This window comes from Halobaculum sp. MBLA0147, assembly GCF_041361345.1.
In the GTDB taxonomy this organism is placed as follows: domain Archaea; phylum Halobacteriota; class Halobacteria; order Halobacteriales; family Haloferacaceae; genus JAHENP01.
In genome coordinates, this window is sequence record NZ_JBGKAD010000001.1 from 1352407 (window position 1) to 1375086 (window position 22680).

The 22680-nt window shown below is 71.1% G+C and carries 17 protein-coding genes; 11 read left to right on the forward strand and 6 right to left on the reverse strand.

What is annotated here, in order from left to right; genetic code table 11:
* Window positions 1–45 precede the first annotated feature (45 nt).
* Window positions 46–7482, reverse strand: a complete 7437-nt coding sequence (locus tag RYH80_RS06485) for a PGF-pre-PGF domain-containing protein (RefSeq protein WP_370903033.1) — start codon at window positions 7480–7482, stop codon at window positions 46–48.
* Window positions 7479–7715: a hypothetical protein gene (locus RYH80_RS06490; RefSeq protein WP_370903034.1), complete on the reverse strand. Its 237-nt coding sequence runs from the start codon at window positions 7713–7715 to the stop codon at window positions 7479–7481. Before RYH80_RS06490 ends, RYH80_RS06485 begins: the two co-directional genes overlap by 4 nt.
* A 186-nt stretch (window positions 7716–7901) precedes the next feature.
* On the opposite strand from RYH80_RS06490, the gene fen reads away from it, so the two are divergent.
* Window positions 7902–8876: a flap endonuclease-1 gene (gene fen, locus RYH80_RS06495; RefSeq protein WP_370903035.1), complete on the forward strand. Its 975-nt coding sequence runs from the start codon at window positions 7902–7904 to the stop codon at window positions 8874–8876.
* A gap of 172 nt (window positions 8877–9048) precedes the next feature.
* Here the strand turns inward: fen and aroA are convergent, their stop codons facing one another.
* Entirely contained in the window at window positions 9049–10341 is a 1293-nt protein-coding gene (aroA, locus tag RYH80_RS06500; RefSeq protein WP_370903036.1) for a 3-phosphoshikimate 1-carboxyvinyltransferase, read from the reverse strand.
* 136 nt (window positions 10342–10477) lie between these two features.
* On the opposite strand from aroA, the gene RYH80_RS06505 reads away from it, so the two are divergent.
* The 3 genes from RYH80_RS06505 to RYH80_RS06515 all read left to right on the forward strand — a co-directional run bounded on the left by RYH80_RS06505 (window position 10478) and on the right by RYH80_RS06515 (window position 12361).
* Window positions 10478–10687, forward strand: coding sequence for a hypothetical protein (locus tag RYH80_RS06505; protein WP_370903037.1), 210 nt, complete (start codon window positions 10478–10480; stop codon window positions 10685–10687).
* A complete protein-coding gene (locus RYH80_RS06510; protein WP_370903038.1) occupies window positions 10684–11109 on the forward strand; it encodes a type II toxin-antitoxin system VapC family toxin in 426 nt (141 codons plus the stop codon). Before RYH80_RS06505 ends, RYH80_RS06510 begins: the two co-directional genes overlap by 4 nt.
* Window positions 11110–11185: 76 nt before the next feature.
* Window positions 11186–12361, forward strand: a complete 1176-nt coding sequence (locus RYH80_RS06515; RefSeq protein ID WP_370903040.1) for a M24 family metallopeptidase — start codon at window positions 11186–11188, stop codon at window positions 12359–12361.
* Between the two features lie 131 nt (window positions 12362–12492).
* Here RYH80_RS06515 and RYH80_RS06520 read toward each other — a convergent pair whose 3' ends face one another.
* Complete coding sequence (locus tag RYH80_RS06520; protein ID WP_370903041.1) at window positions 12493–13722, reverse strand: HD domain-containing protein; 1230 nt, start codon at window positions 13720–13722, stop codon at window positions 12493–12495.
* Window positions 13723–13916: 194 nt separating this feature from the next.
* Between RYH80_RS06520 and RYH80_RS06525 the strand changes: the two genes are divergently transcribed.
* From RYH80_RS06525 to RYH80_RS06535, 3 genes are all read left to right on the forward strand, one after another.
* Window positions 13917–14324 carry a nascent polypeptide-associated complex protein gene (locus tag RYH80_RS06525; protein ID WP_370903042.1) on the forward strand — a complete coding sequence of 136 codons (408 nt, stop codon included), beginning with the start codon at window positions 13917–13919 and terminating at the stop codon, window positions 14322–14324.
* Window positions 14321–15088 carry a methyltransferase domain-containing protein gene (locus RYH80_RS06530; protein WP_370903043.1) on the forward strand — a complete coding sequence of 256 codons (768 nt, stop codon included), beginning with the start codon at window positions 14321–14323 and terminating at the stop codon, window positions 15086–15088. The genes RYH80_RS06525 and RYH80_RS06530 overlap by 4 nt, the downstream gene beginning before the upstream one ends.
* 173 nt (window positions 15089–15261) lie before the next feature.
* On the forward strand, window positions 15262–16329 hold the full coding sequence (locus RYH80_RS06535) for a transcriptional regulator TbsP domain-containing protein (protein ID WP_370903044.1): 1068 nt from the start codon (window positions 15262–15264) through the stop codon (window positions 16327–16329).
* A 91-nt stretch (window positions 16330–16420) separates the two neighbouring features.
* Here RYH80_RS06535 and RYH80_RS06540 read toward each other — a convergent pair whose 3' ends face one another.
* Entirely contained in the window at window positions 16421–17005 is a 585-nt protein-coding gene (locus RYH80_RS06540) for a DUF6517 family protein (protein WP_370903045.1), read from the reverse strand.
* A 149-nt stretch (window positions 17006–17154) separates the two neighbouring features.
* On the opposite strand from RYH80_RS06540, the gene RYH80_RS06545 reads away from it, so the two are divergent.
* Window positions 17155–18228 carry an MOSC domain-containing protein gene (locus tag RYH80_RS06545; RefSeq protein ID WP_370903046.1) on the forward strand — a complete coding sequence of 358 codons (1074 nt, stop codon included), beginning with the start codon at window positions 17155–17157 and terminating at the stop codon, window positions 18226–18228.
* 51 nt (window positions 18229–18279) lie between these two features.
* Here the strand turns inward: RYH80_RS06545 and RYH80_RS06550 are convergent, their stop codons facing one another.
* Complete coding sequence (locus RYH80_RS06550; protein ID WP_370903047.1) at window positions 18280–18537, reverse strand: BolA family protein; 258 nt, start codon at window positions 18535–18537, stop codon at window positions 18280–18282.
* Between the two features lie 105 nt (window positions 18538–18642).
* Here RYH80_RS06550 and RYH80_RS06555 point away from each other — a divergent pair, with 105 nt between their 5' ends.
* The 3 genes from RYH80_RS06555 to RYH80_RS06565 all read left to right on the forward strand — a co-directional run bounded on the left by RYH80_RS06555 (window position 18643) and on the right by RYH80_RS06565 (window position 22301).
* A complete protein-coding gene (locus tag RYH80_RS06555; RefSeq protein ID WP_370903048.1) occupies window positions 18643–19203 on the forward strand; it encodes a DUF7988 family protein in 561 nt (186 codons plus the stop codon).
* 107 nt (window positions 19204–19310) lie between these two features.
* On the forward strand, window positions 19311–19694 hold the full coding sequence (locus tag RYH80_RS06560) for a hypothetical protein (protein ID WP_370903049.1): 384 nt from the start codon (window positions 19311–19313) through the stop codon (window positions 19692–19694).
* 249 nt (window positions 19695–19943) lie between these two features.
* On the forward strand, window positions 19944–22301 hold the full coding sequence (locus RYH80_RS06565; RefSeq protein WP_370904671.1) for an ATP-dependent DNA helicase: 2358 nt from the start codon (window positions 19944–19946) through the stop codon (window positions 22299–22301).
* Window positions 22302–22680: the final 379 nt, after the last annotated feature.

Below are 22680 nucleotides of genomic sequence, written 5' to 3' on the forward strand. Positions count from 1 at the left end.
CGGGTCGAGAGACCGTCCCGCAGTGACAGTCACCCACGACACCGGTCAGCGTCGGCGTTCGCGGTAGTACAGACCGCCGACGACGAGCAGTACGCCGGTCAACAGCACCACGAGCGCGTTCGTCGCCCCGCCGTCGAGCCACTCGGGTGTCGGTGTCGTGGTCGCAGTCGGCGACGCCGTCGTGGTCGCCGTCGGGGACGGCGTGCGAGTCGGCGTCGCAGTGACAGTCGGTGTCGGACTCGGCGTCGGGGTCGGGGTCGGAGACGGTGTCGGCGTCGCGGTCGACTCGACCGTCACCGTGCCGACGACCGTCTCGCCGAGTGCGAGGCGGCGGTCGCCGGGGGCACCGAACTGCCGCCGGAACGACACCGTCCGAGTCTCACCGCCAGCGACGATCACGCTCCGGACAGCGACGGTGGCGCCGTCGACACGGAGCCGGAGCGTCCGGCGTGCCTCGGCGACGCCGTCGTTCGCGAGGGTGACGGACAGCGCCACGGGCTCGCCGGTCGCGACGCGACTGCGGTTCAGACTGGTCGCGGTGACACGTGCCCGGCCCGTGTCGGTCCCGACGGCGAACACCGAGAGCCCCGGCGAGACGGCTCGGAAGCGGTGACGACCCGCGTCTCGACCGACGTGTGCGGTCGCCAGTGCGACCCACTCGCCGTCGTGGAAGCGGAACAGTCGTACGTCGTCGGGTGCCACCCCGGCCGCCCGCAGGCGTTCGGCCGTGACGGAGAACTGGAACCCGACGGAGCCGATCTGGTCGTCGGGCACCGCGTGTCGGACGTTGAGGTAGCCGAGCACCCGCCCGGTCGTCCGGTCGTCGTCCGTGGCGCCACCCGTCGGCGCGTCGCCAGTCGTCGCGTCGTCACCGGTCGTCGTGTCTCCCGTCTCGGTCTGGTTCGTGCGGTTCGCGGTGGTGGTCGCGCTCGTGTCGTTCGAGCCATCCGGCGTGGTAGTCGCGGCACCACTCGCGGTGGTCCCGTCCCCGGCGGACGTGTTCACCGCGGTGAGCGCCGCGGGGGGCGTCGGAGAGACGGTCGTCCGGAGGCCGTACGCGGTGTCGTTCACCGACAGGCCGACGGACTCGACGAAGATCGTCTCGTTCGTGCCGGCACCGACGGGCGCGGTGACCCGTTGTCCGCGGCGAGCCTGCGTGACGCGCACGTCGACCGTCGACGCGTTCGACGGGTCGACGCGCACGTCGGCGCCGTCGTCGACGAACGTCCGTTCGGTCGTCACGGTCTCGGTACGGACGGTCGCGTTGGCGACGCTCGTCGCGTTCGACACCGAGTCGCTCCCGTTCGTCTCCGTCTCCGTCGCACCGTCCGTCGACGACTCCTCGTTCGTGTCGTCGCCGCCGGTCGACGGTCTGACCACGATCGGCTGCACGACCGGGTCGTTCGACGCGTTGCCGTCGCCGACCCCGACGGCGTCGACGGTGCCGGTCGCCCCGTCGGTCCCCTCGGCGTCGGCGGCGGTGAGGACTCTGGCGACGTAGTCGCCGTCGGAGGGCGCCTCCCAGGTCGCGACGTACTCGAACGGCGCTGCGACCGTCGCGTCGGTCCTGCCGAAGTCGTCGAGTCGTAACGTCGTCGCGGACGGGCCGACGACCTCCACGACGAGGTCACCGCTGCCCGTGTCGACTCGTTCGTCGACCGACACGCGGACCGTGATCTCTCGTCCGTCCGTGTTCGTCGCGTTCACTCGCGTCACCGTCGGGGCAGTGTCGAGGACGAGCGTCGGCCCACCGGTCCCACCCGCGGTCGTCGTGTGGCCGACCCCGTCTGCGACGGTGAGTGTGACGGGGTACGTCCCCTCACTGTCGGCGACACTCGCGTCGACCGTCGCGGTGCCGACGTACACGTCGTCGCCGTCCGGGTCCGACAACGCGACCGTCCCGACACCGAGTCCGTCGACCGTCGCCGTCGGCGACACGACCGCCGTCTGGTCCGACAGTCGCGCACGGATCCGCACGGTGTCGTTCGCCCCGACACGCCCGTCCGCGTCCGTCTCGTCGGTCAACTGGAGGCCCGAGACCGCCGGGCCCGTCGTGTCGAGTGCCAGCGTCTCGCTCGCCGGTGGGGTCGCGGTCCGGCGCTGCCCCGACCGATCCGTCGCGGCGACGGTGACGCTCCCGGCGACGGCGCCGTCGGTGCCCGCCGCACTCGCGTCGACCGTCGCAGTGCCGACGTACACGTCGTCGCCGTCCGGGTCCGAGAGGACGACCGTCCCGGCGCCGACGGCGGCGAGATCGGCCGTCACGGCGTCCGTCGGTGCACTCGGTGCCGGTAACCCGGCCGTCGCGTCCGTCACGGTCGCAGTCACCCGTACCGTGTCGCCGCCGGTGACGGTGCCGTCGGCGTCCGTCGCGTCGCGGACGCGTACGTCCGACACGGTCGGGCGTGTCGTGTCGAGCGTCAGATCGCCGTCGGTCGCCGTGGTCGTCGTCGTCCCCGTCGCGTCGGTCACGGTCACGTCGACGGTCCTCGTGCCGTCGCTCACACCCGGCGCGGACGTGTCGACGGAGGCGGTCGCGTCGTACACCCCGTCGCCGTCGCCGTCGGAGAGGTCGACGGCGGCGTCACCGCCGAACGGCGAGAGGTCCGCCGTCACACTCGCCACGCCGCCGACTGCCGTCCCGGGTGCTCCGGCGAGCGCGTCCGTGGCGTTCACCGCGACACGCACGGACTCGTCGCCCGCGAGGAAGCCGTCTCCTGCGGTGCCGTCGTCGTCTGCGGGGTCGCCGTCGCCGGTGTCGGCGACGGTCGCCCGTCGAACACGTGGGGGCGCCGTGTCGACGGTCACGACGCCGGTCGCGGTCCTCGTCAGTCCCTCGCGGTCGGTGACGGTCACGTCGACTGCGGTGCTGCCGGCCGAGACCGCTCCGACACCCGTGTCGACCGTGACGGTGGTGTCGTACACGTCGTCGCCGTCACCGTCGGTGAGGGGCACGTCGGCGGTGCCGTTCAGCCCCGAGAGGTCCGCCGTGACCGCGTCCGACGCCAGTCCCGCGGTCGCGTCGGTCGCGTCGACGGCGACAGTCACTCGCTCGCCGTCACTCGCCACGGCCTCGGTCCCCCCGACGACCGTGTCGCCGTCGACGGCCGTCACGGAGACGCTCGCGACCGTCGGCGGTGTCGCGTCGAGCGTGGTCGTCGACGCGGCGGTGGCGGTGTTGTTCGCCCGGTCGCTCGCGGCGACGGCCACCGACACCGACCCGTCGGTCACGCCGGTCGCGTCCGCGTCGACCGTGACGGTCGTCTGGTACGTCCCGTCGGTGTCGCCGTCGGTGAGTGTCACGGCGTCGTGTCCGGCACCGAGCAGCCCGGAGAGGGTCGCCGTCACGGTCGTGGGAGCCACCCCAGTCGCGTCCCCGCCGGGGTCGGACGGGCTCGCAGTCACCGTCAGGCTCTCGCCGTCGGTCACGTCCCCGTCGGTGTCGCCGTCGGTGAGCGTCACCGCTCCGACCGTCGGGGGTGTGGTGTCGACCGTCACCGTCGGTGTCCGACTCGCGGTGTTGTTCGCGCCGTCTGCGACGGTGACGGCGAGTGTCACGTCGCCCTCCGTGGCGCCGGAGTCGGAGACCGTGACACTCGTCCGGTAGGTGTCCGGCTGGCCGCCGACGGGAGAGAGTGTCGCCTCGCTCGCGCCGCCGAGTGGTGACAGGTCCGCCGTCACCGCACTCGCGTCGAGTCCGGCCGTCGTGTCCGTCGCCTCGACGGTGAGAGTGAGCGTCTCGCCTCCGCGGAGCGTGTCGTCGTCTCCGACCGTGTCACTCTCCGTCAGTGTCACCGACTGGACCGCCGGGTCCGTCGTGTCGAGCGTCACGTCTGCCCCGTCTGTCCCACTCAGTCGCGCGGCGTCGGTTCCAGTCACGTCCACCGTCACCGAGCCGTCACTCGCGGCCGTCGCCGCGTCCACCGTCGCGGTCGTCTGGTACGTCCCGTCCTCGTCGTCGTCGGTCAGCGAGACGGTCCCCGCACCGAGGGCAGAGAGGTCCGCGTCGACGCTCTCGACGGCCGAACCGGTGCCGTCCAGGTCTGCCGCGACGGTGACGGTCTCGCCGTCGCGCACGGTCGCGTCGGCGCCGTCGCCGCTCGTGACCGTCACGCCCGACACCGTCGGCGGGACGGTGTCGAGTGTCACCGTCACCGAGTCGTTCGTCGCCGCGTTCGCGGCACCGTCCGTCGCCGTCACTCCCACCGTCACCGCACCGTCGCTCGCGCCGCCGGCGTCGCCGTCGACGGGCTGTGTCGTGGTCGCGTACTCGGTTCCTCCCTGTGGCGACAACGACACTGCGCCACCGAGTCCGAGGCCGGAGAGGTCGACGGTCACCGTGTCGACGGCGGTCCCAGGCGGTGTGTCGGTGACGTTCGCCCGGACGCGCACGTCGTCGCCGTCGGTCACGACGCCGTCCGCGTTCCGCGCGTCGACGACTGTCACGTTCGCCACCGTCGGTGCCGTGGCGTCGACCGTCAGCGTCCGACTGTCGTCCGAGCCGACGTTGTCGGCCACGTCCCCGGCGGTGACGTTCACCGCCACCGAGCCGTCCGTCGGCTCGGCGTTCGACCCCACGTCGACCGTCGCCTCGTAGGTGTCGTCGTCGTTGCCGTCGGTGAGCGTGACACTCCCGACACCGAGTGCGGCCGTGGTGGACCCGGCGAGTGTCACCCCGCCCGTCGCGACGCCGCTGCCTCCGTCCGTCACCGTGGCGGTGAGCGTGACACTGTCGCCGGCAGCCACGATTCCGTCGTCGGGTGTCCCGGCGTCGACACCGTCGTCGACCGTCACGCCGGTGACGCTGGGTGCGGTCGCGTCGACCAGCAATGTCCCGGTGGTGTCCGTCCGCGTGTTCGTCTCCGCGTCCTCAACGGTGACCGTCACCGACCGGTCGCCCGCCGTCGCACTCGCGCCGACCGTCTCCGTCGTCGTGTAGTTCCCGTCGGCCGAGTCGACCGTCAGTCCGACGCTACTCCCGAGTCCGTACGCCCCGAGGTCGGCGGTCACGTCGATCGTACTCGTCGCGTCGGCGGCCGCGACCTCGACGAGCACCTCGTCGCCCGGCTTCACCGCACCGTCGCCGTCGGTCGCGTCGACGAGCCGGAGTCCGGAGATCGTCGGGCGCGTGGAGTCGAGACTCAACGTCGCCGTACTCGTCACCTCGCGTGTCTGTCCCTCCGTGTCCGTCGCGGTCACGTCGACGGCGTAGTCGCCGTCCGACGCCGCCTGTGTGCGGTCGACCGTGACGGTACCGTCGTAGGTGTCGTCGCCGTCTCCGTCGTCGAGTGACACTGCCGATCCGGCGCCGAACGCCGAGAGGTTCGCTGTGACCGACGACACGCCGGCCGTGTCCGCGAGTTCGACGGCCACACGGATCTGGTCGCCGTCGCCGACGACCCCGTCGCCGCCGGACTCGTCCGAGACCCCGATCGCGTCGGCGGCCGTCGCGGCGCCGACGAACGCCGGCGGCCCACCGTCGAAGGCCGGGCCGGTCTGGGCGTCGCCGTTCGCGTTTCCGGTCGCGTCCGTCCCGGTCAGGCTCACGCTCGTCGCACCGTCGGTCCCGCTCGCCGTCGCCGACAGGTTCACCCGGTACGTGTCTCCGCCGACGTTCGACAGCGTCCTCGTCCCGAGTCCGTACGTCGAGAGGTCCGCCGTGACGCGCCCGACACCCGCGCCGCCGTCCGTCACGGTCGCTTCGACGGTGACGTTCTCCCCGACCACCACGGTGCCGTCGGCGTCTTCGTCGGTCACGGAGACGCCCGAGAGCGACGGCGCCGTCGTGTCGACGGTGACCGTCCCGACCGTCGTCGTGTTCGTCACACCCTCGGTGTCCGCGACCGTCGCCGTGATCGTCACCGCCCCGTCGCTCACGCCGGCGGCGTCGCCGTCGACCGTCACCGTCCTGTCGTAGGTCCCGTCGGTGTCACCGTCGGTGAGCGTGACGGCGTCGTTGCCCGTCCCGAGCACGCCCGAGAGGTCCGCCGTCACCGCGCCGGAGTCGACGCCGCTCGTGGCGTCGGTCGGCGCGACCGCCACGCGCAGTTCGTCGCCGTCACCGACGACACCGTCCGTCGCGTCCGTCTCCGACCCGCCGACGACCTCCGTCTCCGCGATCGGTTCCGGATCGACCGCCGGTGGCGTGGTGTCGACGGTGGTGCTACTCGTCTCACCCGCCGCACCGTCCTTCGTCAGGCCGCTCGTGTCGGCGGCGGTCTGGAGCGTCGCGGTGTAGTCACCGTCCGCCGTCAACTCGACGGTCGCCGTGTACGTGTACGGTCCCGTCCCGCTCTCCGTGAAGACCCCCTCCGAGACCGTCTGGCCGTCCGGTCCGGTCACCTGGACCTCGATCGAGCCGAGCTGCTCGGAGCTGTCGACGGAGAGTTCGACGCTCTGTGCGTCTGGAGTCGAGACGTTCGTCAGCGAGAACCCAGAGATGTCCGGCTCCGTGTTCAACGCCAGGCTCCCGGTCGTCGCCGTCCCCTCGGTGCCGAGCGTGTCGGCGGCCGTCACGCCGACGGTGTAACTCCCGTCGGCGTTCGCCTGTGACTCGTCGACGGTGACGGTCGCGTCGTAGGTGCCGTCGGTGTTCCCGTCGGTGAGTGCCACGTCGGTGCCGGCACCGAACGCCGACAGGTCGGCAGTGACGGTGTCGACGCCGACGCCGGTGTCCGTCACGTCGGCCGCGACACGCACCGTGTCCCCGTCACCGACTGGATCCACCCCCGTGGCGTTCTCCAACACGAGATTCGACAGCGACGGCGGCGTGGTGTCGAGTCGGAGCGACCCGCCGCTGGTCGCGCTCGCGAGGTTCGTCGGTGTGTCCGTGTCGTTCGCGTAGACCGAGACGGCGTAGCTCCCGTCCGAGTCGGCCGCCGCGGCGTCGACGGTGACGGTCGTCGCGTACGTGTCACCGCCGGTGTTCGACAGCGTCGCGTTCCCCGACCCGCCGAACGCCGACAGGTCGGCGGTGACGTTCTCGACGGTCGAGGTCCGGTCCACGACACCCGTCGCCTCAACCCGCACCGAGTCGCCGTCGGTCACGTCGCCGTCGCCGTCCGTCGCGTCCGACAGCGTGAGGTTCGACTGTGTGAGCACCGGCGGCGTGGTGTCGCGGGTGAGTTGGTCTCTGATCGTCGTCCCGTCGGCGCCGTCGTTCCCCGCAGCGTCTTTCGCCTCCCCGAGTTCCGCGACGTACGTCGTGTCCGTCGCGGGTGTGAACGTTCCGACGTACTCGTAGCTGCCGCCCAGATCCGTCTCGGTGAACGTACCTTCGTTCAGCGACGTGTAGAACCCCTCGTCGTCGTCGACGACCACGAGAACGTCCGTCAACTGCTCGTCACTCTCGAAGCTGACCTCGATCGTGTCGTCGGCGACCTCCGTGACGACGAAGTTCGAGATCGTCGGTGCCGTCGTGTCCGCGACCGCCCTCGCAGGTCGCACGTCGGCACCCGTACTCGCGTCGGCTCCCGTACTCACGTCGGCTCCCGTACGTAGTGTGGTGTCGACACCCACCCGACGCCCGTACCCACGTCGGCACGACGACTCCGGTCGACGGGGTCGCCCGGCGGCTCGCCACCACCGACGACCGCCGACCCGCCGCCACCAGCAGGAACACTGGCCTCGGCGACGTTCCCGTCGACCGCGACGGCACCGACACTCCCGATTATCACGACCGCGACGACCAACAGCGAGAGTAGTCTCCGAGACACGTGTAGTACTCTGAACTCGTCGTGAGTGTACGCTCCACAGTAATAACCCCCACTGACTCGTTCTCGTGAACGATACTCGGAGTACTAGACAGGACTCGACCCACGACGCCCGCGACCCGCGACTGTCGGCGCCACGACGCCCGCGAACCGCGACGGTTGAAGTGTCGTACGCTCCAACGACGGCCGATGGGAAACGCAGACCTCCGCGACGTGGCGGTCATCGAGGACGTGTCGTTCGACGACGTGTCCGGGGTGGTGGCGGTCGACGCGCACAACTGGCTGTACCGGTACCTGACGACCACCGTCCGGTTCACCGCCGACGAGGCGTACACCACCGCCGACGGGAGGGAGGTCGCGAACCTGATCGGCATCGTCCAGGGGGTGCCGAAGTTCTTCGAACACGACCTCACGCCGGTGTTCGTCTTCGACGGTGGTGTCACGGACCTCAAGGCCGACGAGGTCGAGCGCCGCCGCGAGCAGCGCGAGGCCGCCGAGGAACGGAAGGAAGCGGCCGAAGCGCGCGGTGACGCCGTCGAGGCCGCGCGGCTCGACGCCCAGACACAGCGGCTCACCGACACGATCCAGGAGACCTCGCGCGAACTGCTCCGACTGCTCGACGTGCCGGTCGTCGAAGCACCCGCCGAGGGGGAGGCACAGGCGGCCCACATGAACGCGACCGGCACTGCCGACTACGTCGGGAGCGAGGACTACGACGTGTTGCTGTTCGGCGGCCCGTGCACGCTCCGGCAGCTCACCTCCTCTGGCGACCCGGAACTGATGGACCTCGCCGCGACGCTGGACCGCCACGAGATCACCCGCGAACAGCTGATCGACGTGGCGATGCTGTGCGGGACGGACTTCAACGAGGGCGTCTCCGGCGTCGGGCCGAAGACCGCGGTGAAGCTGGTCCGCGAACACGGCGACCTCTTCGGCGCGTTGCGTGCCGAGGACGCCGAGGTCGCGAACGCCGACCGCGTCCGCTCGTTCTTCCGCGACCCGCCCGTCGCGGACGTGTCCGTCGACACGTCGGTGACGCCGGACGTGGACGCCGCCCGCGAGTACGTCGTCGCGGAGTGGGGCGTCGCGGCCGACGAGGTCGACGCGGGGTTCGACCGCATCGAGGACGCCCTCACCCAGACCGGACTGGACGACTGGACCTGACTCGGACCGCCGGACCAGACGACTGGACTCGACGCAGAACACTGGACTGGACGACTGGGTCCGACGCGGACCGCTGGACTGGGTCCGACGCGGACCGCTGGACTGGATCCGACGCGGACCGCTGGACTGGGTCCGACGCGGAACTGTCTGCACCGAGGGTGGAACTCGCTCCTCACTCGGTCGTCGACACGTCCGCGCCGAGCGCCGACAGGGCGTCGAAGAAGCCGGGGAACGACACGTCGACGTGTTCGGCACCGCGGATCGTCGTCTCCCCGTCGGCGACGAGCCCCGCCACCGCGAACGCCATCACGAGCCGGTGGTCGCCGCGACCGTCGAGTGTCGCCCCCGTCAACGCGGAGTCGTCGCCGTGGACGTGTAGCGCGTCCGGCTCCTCGGTGACGCTCGCGCCGAGTCGGTCCAACGCCTCCGCCATCGCCGCCACGCGGTCCGTCTCCTTGTAGCGGACGTGCTCCGCGTCGACGATCCGCGTCTCCCCGTCCGCGACGGCACCCAAGACGGCGATCGTCGGCAACAGGTCCGGCGTGTCCGCCACACTCACCTCGACACCCGACAGCGGCGCGCGGGCGACGGTCAACTCGCCGGCCGACCGATCCCACGACACGTCGCCGCCCATCCGGTCGAGCACGTCGACGATCGCCGTGTCGCCCTGCGCGCTCGGGCGGGCTCCCTCGATCACGACCGGCTCTTCGTCGGCCGCGACCGCACCGGCGGCCAACGGGTACGAGATCGACGAGAAGTCGCCCGGAACGGCGTAACGGTCGGCCGCGTACGTCTGTCCGCCGGGGACGGCGAAGCCGGCGGCCGTCCGCTCGGTCTCGACACCGAAGTCCGCGAGCAGTTCGCGCGTGATCTCGACGTACGGGGCGGACTTCAGCTCCGTCTCCAGATCGATCTCGATCCCGGACTCGGTGACGCCACCGGCCATCAGCAGTGCGGTGACGAACTGCGAGGACACGTCACCCGGGATCGAGACGGTTCCGCCGGCGACACCGTCCCCGACGACGAGGGGTGCCTGCCCGTTCCCGCGAGTGGACTCTCCACGGCCGTCGAGGTCCGCGAGCGCGTCGAGCAGCGGGCCCTGCGGGCGCGAGCGGAGCGACTCGTCGCCCGTGAGGACGACGAGGCCGTCGGCGAGCCCGCCCGCGGCGGCCGCGAGTCGCATCGTCGTCCCGGAGTTGCCACAGTCGATCACGTCGGCGGGTGTCTCCGGGCGCCCGGCGAACCCCTCGACGTGTGCCTCGCCGGCCGCGTCGTCCCACGTCACGTCGCCACCGAAGGCCGCGACCGCGCGCCCGGTGGCGACGGGGTCGGCACTGTACAGTGGGTCTTCGACGACCGTCCCCTCGCCGTAGCCGGCGGCCAACAGCGCGCGGTGGGTGTAACTCTTCGAGGGCGGCGCGTGGACCCGTCCGGCGACGCGCGAGGGAGCGACGTGTGCGTCCATGGTCGGGGGTGTGCGGCGGCGTGCAAATGGGTGTCGGAGGTGGCAGTCGGTGGTCGACGACTGGACTCGACCCGGAGTGGTGTCCGCCCAGTTCCTGGGACGAGTGTTCAAGTACGGAGACGCACCACACACTGGTATGTCGGGAACGGACGACGACGAGACCGTCGACGGGTCGGGTACGGTCGATAACGGCGACACGACGGAGTGTAGTGACGACGCTGCGGACCCTTCTACCGATTTCGAGAGCGAGTACCCCGGTGCGTTCGACGCGCTCGACCCGATCGTGACGGAGGAGCCGACGGACGCGGTCGCCGACCACGACCGGACACCGGAGTTCGAGTCGTGAGAGCGGCGGTCGACGCGAACGTCTTGATCGCCGCTCGCCTCGAACGCGACCAACACCACGAGCGGGCGACGGTACTGACACGAGCGATCGACCGTGCGGAGCTCCCCAGAACTGCCGTCCCGGGGGGTGTCCTCGAAGAGACGCTGAACTACGTCCACAGCCGCGGCTCACACCCGGCTGCGGTGGCGACGCTCGACGGACTCGCCGACAGTGTCGGGTTCGAGATCACAGCCACGGACTCGGCGGACCTCGACCGTGGTCGGTCGGTGTTTCGCCGGTACGACGCGCTGTCGCTGACGGACGCCGTGATCGTCGCCTGGATGCGACGGGTCGGCGTCGAGTACCTCTACTCGTTCGACGACGACTTCGACGCCGTCGACGGCGTCGTGCGACTGGAGACGCCCCACTGGCCGGCGTCGTGACGGCAGACACTCGCCGGACCGTCCCGACGCGACCGAGTGGACAACGGCTTTGCCACCCGCGACCCACCGAGGAGACGTGACACGACAGTTCACTGCAGTCGACGAGGCACTCGCCGCGGCGGACGCGGACGGCTACCTCGTGAACGCGGGCGGCGACGACGCGACACAGCGGTACCTCTCCGGGTTCGACGCGCCGGACCCGTTCTTCACCGTCTACACCCCCGACGGCCTCCACCTGCTCGTCAGCGGGTTGGAGTACGGCCGCGCGAAGACCGCCGCCGACGCGGACCACGTCGCCCGGTACGCGGACTACGACCGCCAGCAGTTGATCGAGCAGCACGGTGAACGGACCGGCACGGCGAAGCTCGTCGCGGCGTTCCTCGCGGACGCCGGCGTCGAGTCGGTGCTGGCTCCCGACCGGTTCCCGCTGGGCATCGCCGACGCTCTGCGCGACGTGGGTGTCGACGTGACGGTCGACGACGACGACGCCGTCGGCGACCTCCGCGCGGTGAAGACGGACGAGGAGGTCGAGTGGATCCGCGAGGCACAGGCGGCCAACGAGACCGCGATGGCCGCCGCCGAGGAGCTCCTCCGGGCGGCGACCGTCGAGGACGGGACGCTGTACCACGACGGCGAGCCGCTGACGAGCGAGCGCGTCCGCCGGGAGATCGAGGTGACGCTGTTGCGCCACGGCTGTGCGCTCGACGAGACGATCGTCGCCTGTGGGGCGGACGCCGCCGACCCACACGAGCGGGGGAGCGGTCCGCTGACGGCCGACGACACGATCGTCGTCGACATCTTCCCGCGAGACAAGGAGACGCGGTACCACGGGGACATGACGCGGACGTTCGTGGTCGGCGAACCCAGCGACGAGGTGCGGCGACGGTACGAGTTGACCCACGAGGCGATGGAGGCGGCACTGGACGCCGTCGCGGCCGGGGTCACCGGGAGCGAGGTCCACGGCGCCGCGTGTGACGTGTACGAGGACGCGGGGTACACGACGTTCCGGACGGACCCGAGCACGGAGACGGGGTTCATCCACTCCACCGGTCACGGGCTCGGCCTGGAGGTCCACGAGGCCCCGAGCGTGAGTCCGCGCGGCGAGGAGTTGGAGGCGGGCAACGTGATCACCATCGAGCCGGGGCTGTACGATCCCGCCGTCGGCGGCGTGCGGATCGAGGACACCGTCGTGGTCACCGAGGACGGCTACCGGAACCTCACCGACTACCCGATCGAACTCGTCGTCGACTGACGGAGCGGCGACCCCCCGTCGGCCGCTCCGCCGCCGACTGACGTACCGGCAACCTCTGCGCCGGTCGATCCACTCGCGACTGACGGAGCGGCGACGTCTCTCGTCGGCCGATCGGCCGCTCTCTCGACGACTCACTCCGCACCGAACTCGTCGAGCGTCTGGTGGACGCTCTCGCGGATCTCGGAGACCGGCGCCGAGTCGGCCTCCAAGCCGAGTTCCTCGACCGCGGCGGCGCCGACGCGGTCCGTCGCGTCGGCGTGCGTGTACACCCCGAGTCGCCACCGGCGGCGCTGTGCCACTCGCAGCGCGGAGACGAGTGGCGACTCGTCCTCCAGGCGTCGCACCTCGTCGTTGACCACGACCTCCGAGGAGGACTCCCGCATCGTGGGTTCGGCCTCCACGTCGACGATCACCTCGCTGGCGTCGAGCCCGGCGCGGTCCGCGACGGCGCGCTCTGCGGCCCGCTCCTGGTCGTGATCGAACTCGCGGACGCGCGCCGGCACGTCGTCGTACTCCGCCCACACTGCCCGCTTGTAGAGGTCCCGCTCGTCGTACCGGCGCGCGAACTCGCTGGTCGCCTCCGTCGCCCGCAGCGCGGCCAGCAGGTCGTAGTCGTCCCATCGCCGCACCTCGTGGGCGGTGTGGTCCGTCTCGTCCAACAGCCGTTCCGTCGCGCGCCGCAACATCGCCTTGCTGATCCGGGCAGTGTGTTGGGTGTAGACGGTCGGGTTCATCAGCGCCCGCGCCAACAGCAGCGACTCGGCGGTCTGGACGTTCCCCTCCGCGAGCACCAACTCCCCGTCCGCGAAGGTCAACTCCCGGATCAGTCGCTCGTGGTCGATCGTGCCGTACGGCACGCCAGTGTGGTGGGCGTCGCGCACGAGGTAGTCCATCCGGTCGACGTCCAACTCCCCGGAGACCAACTGGCCGTACCGCCCCTCGCCGGCGATCAACCCGGCGACGCGGTCCGGTTCCAAGTCGTGGTCGCGCAACACCTCGCCGACGGTGGCGTCCGTGAGCAACTCGCCCACGTCGTCGTGGTAGAGGCCGGTCCGGCGGTGGAGGAGCGCCTCGACGTTGTGACTGAACGGGGCGTGACCCACGTCGTGCAGCAGCGCGGCCGCCCGGACGCGCTCGGCCTCCGTGCCGGCGACGCCCAGCGAGTCGAGCGCGCGGTCCGCGAGGTGGTAGACACCCAGCGAGTGTTCGAACCGCGTGTGGTTCGCGGAGGGGTAGACGAGTCTGACGGTGCCGAGCTGTGAGATCCGACGGAGCCGCTGGACCGCCGGCGTGTCCAGCAGGTCGGCGGCGACGCCGTCGACCTCGATGTGGTCGTGGACGCTGTCCTTGATCGTGGGCACACACTCCGGTTCGGCGGCTTCGTACAAAAGGCTCGTGAGAGGACGGTGGTCCGGTCCCCGTCCCCGTGGAGTGTGTCTCACCGTTTCACCGTCCACCTGCTGCCGGACGGAATCGAGCGCGTCACCTGCCGGCAGACGGCACACGCTCGCCCCGCGTCGTCACGCTTAACCTCGGCGCAACCGTCGGTCGGGGCATGTTCGGTGGCGGCGGCATGAACCCGCGGAAGATGGAACAGATGATGAAGCAGATGGGGATCGACATGGAGGAGCTCGACGCCGAGTCGGTCGTCATCGTCACCGAGGACGAGGAACTCGTCTTCGACGCCCCGCAGGTGACGAAGATGGACGCCCAAGGGCAGGAGACGTACCAGATCGTCGGCTCGCCGGACACCCACCAGGTGGCCGGCGGCGACGACGAGGCGCTGGAGTCGGGTGACGAGAGTGACACCGACGCGGCCGACGGGGAGGAGGCGGCCGACGCCATCCCCGAAGAGGACGTGGAACTGGTCGCACAGCGGGCGGGCGTCCCGCCGTCGGAGGCACGCGAGACGCTGGCGGCCGTCGACGGCGACCTCGCCGCCGCCATCTCCGAGTTGGAGTGACCCGACGGACCCTCCTGTTGGTCCACGACGACCCCGACTCCGACCGCGAGTACCTCCGCGAGCGCGGGGCCGAACTCCAGACGGACCTGGGCGTGCTCACCGTCCCCGAGGACGCCGAACCCGGCGACACCCTGGAGACGCACCTCGGGGAGGCGTTCCACGTCCGCCGGCTCCGTGGGCCGGACCTGTTCGATCACTTCGAGCGGACGGGTGCGCCGATGCTCCCTCGTGACGTGGGACTGATCGTCGGCGAGACCGGCGCGCAGGCGGGTGACACCGTGTTGGACGCCGGCACCGGTACCGGCGTATTGGCCGCGTACCTCGCCCGGCTCGGTGCCGAGGTCGTCACCTACGAAGTCGACCCGGAGTTCGCCGAGGTGGCTCGCGAGAACGTGCGCCTGGGTGGGGTCGCGGACGCGGTCGAGGTCAGGACGGGCGACGTGACCGACGAACTGTCGACGCTCGTCGACCGGGAGCCCGGGTTCGACCTGCTGACGTTGGACACCGCGGACGCGCCGGCCGTGGTCGAACGTGCGCCGGACCTGCTGCGGCGCGGCGGCTTCTGTGCGGTGTACTCGCCGTTCGTCGAGGACGCTCGCGAGGTCGCACTCGCGGCCCGCGAGGCCGGCCTCGCCGGGGTCGAGACCGTCGAGACGATCCAGCGCGAACTCGACGTGGGCGAGCGTGGCACACGCCCCGACACCGCCGGCGTCGGCCACTCGGGGTACCTCACCTTCGGTCGTGCCGTCGAGGACGGGCACTGACGGGCGCCCGCGACCGGCGACTGCGAACGCTACTCGGACGACGGCTCTCCGTCTGCCGACCCCGACCTGTCTCCCAGATCCCTCACTCCCACACGGTGCGTGTGAATGTCTCACTAAATTCAGACTAGTTGTCGGCACCCAATTTCAAGTTGTCGGCGTGTGGACCTTCGCACATGGGTCCCCGAGCACACACGGCGACGTGTCTCGCAGACAGGTCGACCGCCTCCGACAGTCCCACACTGTGTGTCGCACCGCCGACGAACGTCACCGAGTCACTGGTGACTGCTCTCCACCGCACCGAACTCGCCGCACCGACGGATCCGGGGCCAGATCTCCTCGGCAGGGACGCTCCCGGCGTGGCCGAGTGTGTCGAGGACACCGGTCTCGGCGGAGGTGTCACACGCGGTACCGACCACCGTTCCGACGGGCCGACTGGAGACGACGGCACCGACGTGCCCGAGGGAGTCGTCGACACGGCCGAGACGGGCGAGGGCACGACCGACGCAGGCGAGGGCACGACCGACGCAGGCGAGGACACGACCGACGCGGGCGAGGACGCGTCCGTCCAGCTCCTCCTCACGCCGGCCGAGCGCGAGGAGTTGTTCGCGACGTTCCGCCGGAGTGGACTCGTCGCGGATCTCCGTCGTGCAGGTGTGCTCGCGATCCGAGAGTGTTCCAGCGTCGACGGTCGACTCACCGTCGTCGGCGACCGGACACACGCACACCTCTGCGTCGGCGACAGGGTCGAGACACTGACCGCCACGTCGTCGTCGCTGGCCGACGGCCTCCGCGAGCGGTACGGACGCGTGTGGGCGACGGCGACGAGTGTCGCGGCCCCGCTCCCCCCGTTGTCGACGTTCGTCTCGACGTTCGCCGACGCGTTCCCGGGTGCCGCACGGACGCTGCTGGCGGTGGTCGACGCCGAGACACTGCGCCGCGACGAACCGTTCGACCCGATCACGACGGTGTTGGTCGTCGCGGCCCGCCACGAACTCCAGACGCTGCGCGTCAGCGAGTGGGCAGAGTCCGTCGACCTCGCCAGCCGGACGGAGATCTCGCGGTGTACCACCCGTCTCGTCGACCGTGGCGTGATCGAGACGAATCGTGTCCCACACGGGATCGGCCGTCCGCGACAGGTACTCGTCCCGACCGACGGCGCACTCCGCTCGTGTCCACCCGAAGAAATTCTCACCGTCGCCCGCGAGCGGTACGCGAGCGGGCCCGTCCCGGCGGTCGAGTGACCACGTCTCGGGAGACGAGCGAGCCAGTCTCGGGAGACGGACGGAGTCGTCGCAGCGGGCGAGCGAGCGAGTGCTCACGAGCGGCGCGGAGTCACTCGACGGCCGCGACGAGTTCGGCGAGTTCCTCGTCGAAGTCCTCGGGCGCCAGCGCCGCGTCGACGGCACCTCGTGTCTCGACGTCGCGGCCGTCGCGGACGGCGGTCGGGTACGCCCCCCCAGCCAGCAGGTAGGCGTCGTCCGCCGGTCGGACGGCGACGCGGGCGGTCGTCCGGACGGAGACCGGACCGGGGTCGTACACCGCCTCGTAGCGGGCGACACGGGCCTCGGTCCCCGCAACGGTACGACGTTCGGTGCCGCGTTCGCGAACGTCGGTCAGCCCGCGACTCGCGAGGCGGTCGGCGAAGCCCGCGTGAGCGCGGTCGGCGACGACGCGGGTGAGTGGTCGCGACGGCGACGTGCGGGGGCGGAGCGCGAGGCGGGCGGCGACGAAGAACCGCCAGCGGCCGTCGACGCCGGCGGTCTCGCGGAGGCGCTCGGTGAGCGCGGCGTCGTCGTACACGACAGTGTGGGCGTGGACCGACACCACGCGGGCGTCGAACGGGCGCTCGACGCTCGTCTCCGTCTCGCGCCAGCCGTCGAGCAGCGCCGCCGGGAGTCGCGGGCGTTCGACCTCCATCGTCCGCCCGTCTCGCGCGACGGTGTTGAATCCCCGGTCCGGTCGGGGGTCCCGACGCGACGCTCGCCTCCGTGTCCCGCTCGCGGAGCTACGAGGCGGGGCGCGTGGCGTCCGGCCCGCTTTTTGCCCACCGGCGTCGAAGCGTGTCCGTGACACGAGCAGACGACGGCGACGCGGGTGCCGCGCCGACGGCGGAACTCGACACGATCAGGGTGTACCCCGTGAAGTCGCTCGACGGCGTCGCGGTCGACGCGGCACGGATCGGCCCCGACGGCGGGCTGGTGCCCGACCGCACCGTCGCACTCGTCGACGCCGACGGCGACTACGTCAACGGGAAACGCGAGCCCGCACTCCACCGGATCGTGGCCGACTACGACACGGCCGCCGGGACTGTGACACTCTCTGTCGGGGAGCGAGCCGACGCCACCGGAGATCCGGACGCCAGCGCCGACCCGGACGCCACCGGAGATCCGGACGCCACCGGCGGCTCGGACGCCAGCGCCGAGGAGTCGGGGTCGGCCGCCGGGACGGTCCCGGAGCCGGCGACGTTCGCGGTGCCGGGGTTCGACGACGGCTCGGGCGACGCGACTACTCCGGCGGACGCGACTACTCCGGCGGACGCGACCACTCCGGCGGACGCGTCGACGGCCGACGACACGACCGTCGACGGCGGGCCGGACGAACTCGCCGCGTGGGTCGGCGAGTACCTCGGCTACACGGTCGAGGCGGCGGTCACGGAGCCGAGCTACCCGGACGACACGACTGCAAGCGGGCCGACGGTCGTCTCGCGAGCCACCCTCGCGACCGTCGCGGCGTGGTTCGACCTGACGCCCGGCGAGGTGTTACGCCGGTTCCGCGCGAACCTCGTCGTCGCGAGCGGGGGCGACGAGCCACTCCCCGCGTTCTGGGAGGATCGACTGTACGACGACCGCTCGACGTTCGTCTCGGTCGCCGTCGGCGACACGACGCTGTACGGCGAGGGGCCGTGTCGGCGCTGTGTGGTGCCGACACGCGACCCGGACACCGGCGCCGAGACACCCGAGTTTCGAGAGCGGTTCGTCGAGCGCCGTCGCGAGACCCTCCCCGCGTGGAGCGAGGGGCCGCGGTTCGACGGCGCGTTCCGCCTGGCGCTCAACACCGTCGTCCCGGCGGAGACGACGGGCGACCGACTGGCGGTCGGCGACCGCGTCGCGGTGACCGGGACGGTGCCGGCCGAAGAGTGAGGCGTGGGTCCGGGACGAAACGCCGTCCTCCAGTCGGTCTCGTGCCCAGCCTCAGCCCTCGTCGTACTCTTCGGGCGTGTACGTCGTGATCTCGAGGGCGTGGACCTCCGTCGTCATCGCGTCGCCGACGGCGTCGTACACCATCTGGTGGCGGTCGACGATGCTCTCGCCCGCGAACGCCGGCGAGACGACGACCGCCGCGTAGTGGGCGTCCTCCGTCTCGTCGTCGTGCACTCGTGGGTTCGTCACCTCCGCGCTCGCGTCCTCGATCCCCGCCTCGATCGCCTCGGCCACGTCTGTCGCGTCCATACCCGCCGTCGGTGGGCGACGGGCAAAAGCCGGTCGGCACACGACGAGCGACCCACGACCTCCACACCGTCAGTGTCACACGGGAGCGGCTACACGTCTCGGACCGTGTCGGACAGAGAAAGGGGCCCGTGTGCGTCGAATGGCGAGACGAGTCCGAACGACACCGACGAGGCCGCGCGCGTCGCGGCGCGGCTGCGTGACCACCACGCCGAGTCGATCGCACGCGTCTGGGACGCGGCCGACGCCGTCGCCGAGGCGTGGGACGGCGACGCGACCCCAGATCGGGAGGCCGTCGTGGCGCCGCTGGAACGGCGCCTCCGGGCGGACGGCACGCTCGCCGCGCTGCTCGAACTGTTCCCGACCGCGACGGACGAACTGGGGACGAGTCTCGCCGCCGACCCCGTCCCCGCTCCGCCGTACCTCGTCGTCACCGCGACAGGACCGATACTCCGTGCGACACTCCCCGACCGCGACGGACGGCTCGTCGTCGAACTCCGTGCGTTCCGCGTCGTGCGCGGGGGCGACGACACCGACACCGCCGGCGGCTCCGGCGACACACCGAGCGACGCCGACGCCACCGGCGGTACCGACGACCCACCGACCGACGGGCCCTCCTACCGGCGTGTCGACGACGACGGCGGTCGGATCGTCGTCTCACTCCGGTGACCGTCGCCTCCGGCCAGCGTCCACTGTCGTGTCCAACACCCACACAATCAGCTCCACCTAGTTTTCAAAAATACTTTCAACCGGAGTAGTGTTGTCGTGTACGAACCATGGCGACCAGTTTCACAGACGTACCAGTCGAGTACGAAGACCACGGTGCGTTCGTGGTGTGGGATCTCTGCGAGTGGGACGGAGACGTGGAGACGATGGAGGCGATCAACGAGGCGTGGATGGAGGTCCACGACCCACCGGAGAAGGTCGGGACGATCAGCGTGTTCCCCGAGGACGTGATCGTCGACGGAGAGCTCCAGTCGTTCATCGCGGACGGGTGGAACGAGGCGGGCGAGGCCGTCGGACTCGAACACCTCGCCATCGTCGGGGAGAGTCTGGCCGGGATCGCAGTCAAGAGTCAGATCGAGATGCCCGACATCGACGTCGACGTGTTCGGCGAGGTCGACGACGCCGTCGCGTGGCTCGAGGATCTCACGAACTGACACCCTGCCGACACGGAGGTTCAAGACCGATCGGGCGACCACCGACGGATTGAATCCGTGGCGTCCCAACTGACGACCGTGAGCGGCGGGGAGTCGACACGAGGAGAGACGACTGGCGACGACGGCGAGAGTGGCGGGACCGGCGAGAGCGGCGAGAGCGGTGGCTCCGACGGAGTCGGTGCGACCGACGGAACCGGTCCGAGTGACAGAACCGACGCGACCGGCGCCGACACCCCGTCGTGGCGGCGCGTGTTCGGGCACGCGGAGCCGTACGCCGAACAGCTCGACGGCATCGAGACGGTGCGCGACACCGCCCGCGAGGAGGGGTACGTCTGTCTCGAAGGGGCCTGTGGCACCGGGAAGACGATGCTGGCGCTGACGGCCGGGATCGACATGGTTCGGGACCCCGACAGCGACTTCGAGCGCGTGCTGGTGTTGACGAGCGTCAAACAGCAACTGCGGCAGTTCGAGGCGGACCTGCGGACGATCAACGACGACCCGCCGGACGACGACCCCGTGTCGGCGCTGACCCTCGTCGGGAAGGCCGACGTGTGTCCGTACGCCCGCGAGACGACCGCCGGGGTCGACGACCACAACGTGTACGACCGCTGTGAGGGACTGCGCGACCGGACGCGAGGGCTGACCGGCGAGGGTGGCGAGACGAGCGCCGGCGCACTCGTCGAGGACGCCCGGCGCGCACAGACCGGCATCGTCGACAGCGGCAGCGACCGGACGCCGTTCCTCGAGACCGCCGGCGAACCGACGCCGTACCTCCCGGAGACACCCGAGTTCTACGGCGACGGGACGGACCCGACGGCCGCCGACGCCGACGGGACGGAGTACTGCCCGTTCTACGCGCAGTACCTCGACGACACGGCGGAGGGCGACGACGACGGCGGCGCGGTACCGTTCGACCCGGCCGACCACGGAGTGATCGACACGGAGGATCTCGTCGGACTGGCGGCCGGCTACGGCTCGTGTCCCCACTCCGTGATGGGTGCGCTGGCGACGGAGGTGGAGGTCGTCGTCGGCAACTACTACCACGCGTTCGACCCGACGACGGCCGCGGCGTTCACCGGCGCGTTGATCGACGAGGGGACGTTCCTGATCTGTGACGAGGCGCACATGCTCGAACCACGCGTCCGGGACCTCGTCTCCGACGGCGTCGGCGACGCGACACTGCGGGACGCGGAGGGTGAACTCACGCGGGTGATCCAGCCCGTCGCCTTCGAGGACGAGGGGAAGGCGGCCGCTGGCTCGACCGACGCCGACCTGGTCCGCGGGGAACTGGACGACGCCGACGTAGATCTGGACGACCTGCGGCGGCTGCGCGAGTTCGTCCGCGACCTCCGCGAGGAACTGGATCGGCGCGTGACCGAACACCTCGACCGCGCGAACCCCGGCTGGGAGGAGACGGATCCGGACCGGCTGGAGTCGTACGAACTCCCCCTGCGCGACCCGGAGCGGCCCGCGGAGGACGCGATCAGCCAGTGGGCGCGGCAGGCGGGGTACGGCGACCGGGTCTGGTCGCGTGCGGCGGCGGTCGGGGCCACCGTCGAGCGGATCCTCGACGAGGCCGAGGACGAGGACCGGCGCCGTGCCGCGCCGGCCGTCGGGCGCGTGCTGACGGCGTGGTACCAGTACGACCACGAGTCGTTCTTCCGGGAGGTGGAGTTGGAGCCGACGTTCGACGAGACGGGGGCGCCGGACTCCTGGCGGCGGGTGTACAACGCCCGGCTGGCGCTCCAGAACTGTGTGCCGGCGTCGGCCATCGGCGAGCGCCTCGCGGAGTTCGGCGGCGGCGTGTTGATGAGCGCGACGCTGGCCCCGACGGACGTGTTCCGGGAGGTGACCGGGTTGAACTACCTCGAAGACGAGGGGCGGCCGGTGGTCGAGCGGACGTACCCGCTTTCGTTCCCGGCCGAGAATCGCGTCTCGTTCGCCGTGGACGCGCCGAAGTTCACCTACCAGAACCGCGGTGCGCCGGTCGACCCCGCGGAGAACCACACGCGGCAGGTCCACGCGGACGCCGTCGTCGACGTGGTCGCGACGACGCCGGGGAACGTGTTGGTCGGGATGCCCAGCTACCGCGAGGCGGCGTGGCTCGCGGACGTGCTCGCGGACCGCGTGGACTGTCCCGTCTTGCTCGACGAGTCGAGTTCCGACGCGGCGACGGAGGCGCTGAAAGACGAGTTCTTCGCGGGGGAGGGAAAGGCGCTGGTGACGAGCATCCGCGGGACGCTGACGGAGGGGGTCGACTACAGCGGCGACAAACTCGCCGGGGCGGTGATCTGTGGCGTCCCCATCGTCTCGACGGCCTCGCCGGCCACGTCGGCGGTCCGGACGGCCTACGACCGCCAGTTCTCCCGCGACGGGTTCGAGACGGCGCTCACCGTCCCGGCGGTCCGGAAGGCACGCCAGGCCATCGGCCGCGTGATCCGTGGCCCCGAAGAGGTGGGCGTGCGGGTGCTCGTCGACGGCCGGTACGCCAGCGACTCGTGGAACGCCGTCCGGGAGTTCCTCCCCGACCCGGTGCGCGAGGAGTTCCAGACCGTCTCCCCCGACATGCTCGAGTTCGGGCTCGAACGGTTCTGGGACGGCCAGTAGTCCCGGACGAGGCGATCCCCTCGGGGCTTCCCGAGTGCTAGTCTGACCCGACGGTCCACCCGTATCTGAACATCACCGCTCGTCTGGTGGTGTGCAGATAGGCCAGTAGTTGTGGGTGGCGCGCGAGAAACGCGCGAGGGTCTCGCGAACGGAGTGAGTGAGACCTCGTCAGAGCGTGCTCTGACGTAGGAGGAGCGAGCGAAGCGAGCGACGAGGTTGGGGAGGGTGAGGTGCTGTGCGGAGCGGTCCGGAGGCGGGGTCCGAGTACCGGCGGAACCTCGCCGTCACGGCCGTAGTCTGCACCCGAAACCCCGACCCGCCACGACTGCACCACCACGTTCGCTCCGCGACCGGCACCCCACCCGTCCACGACCGTGAC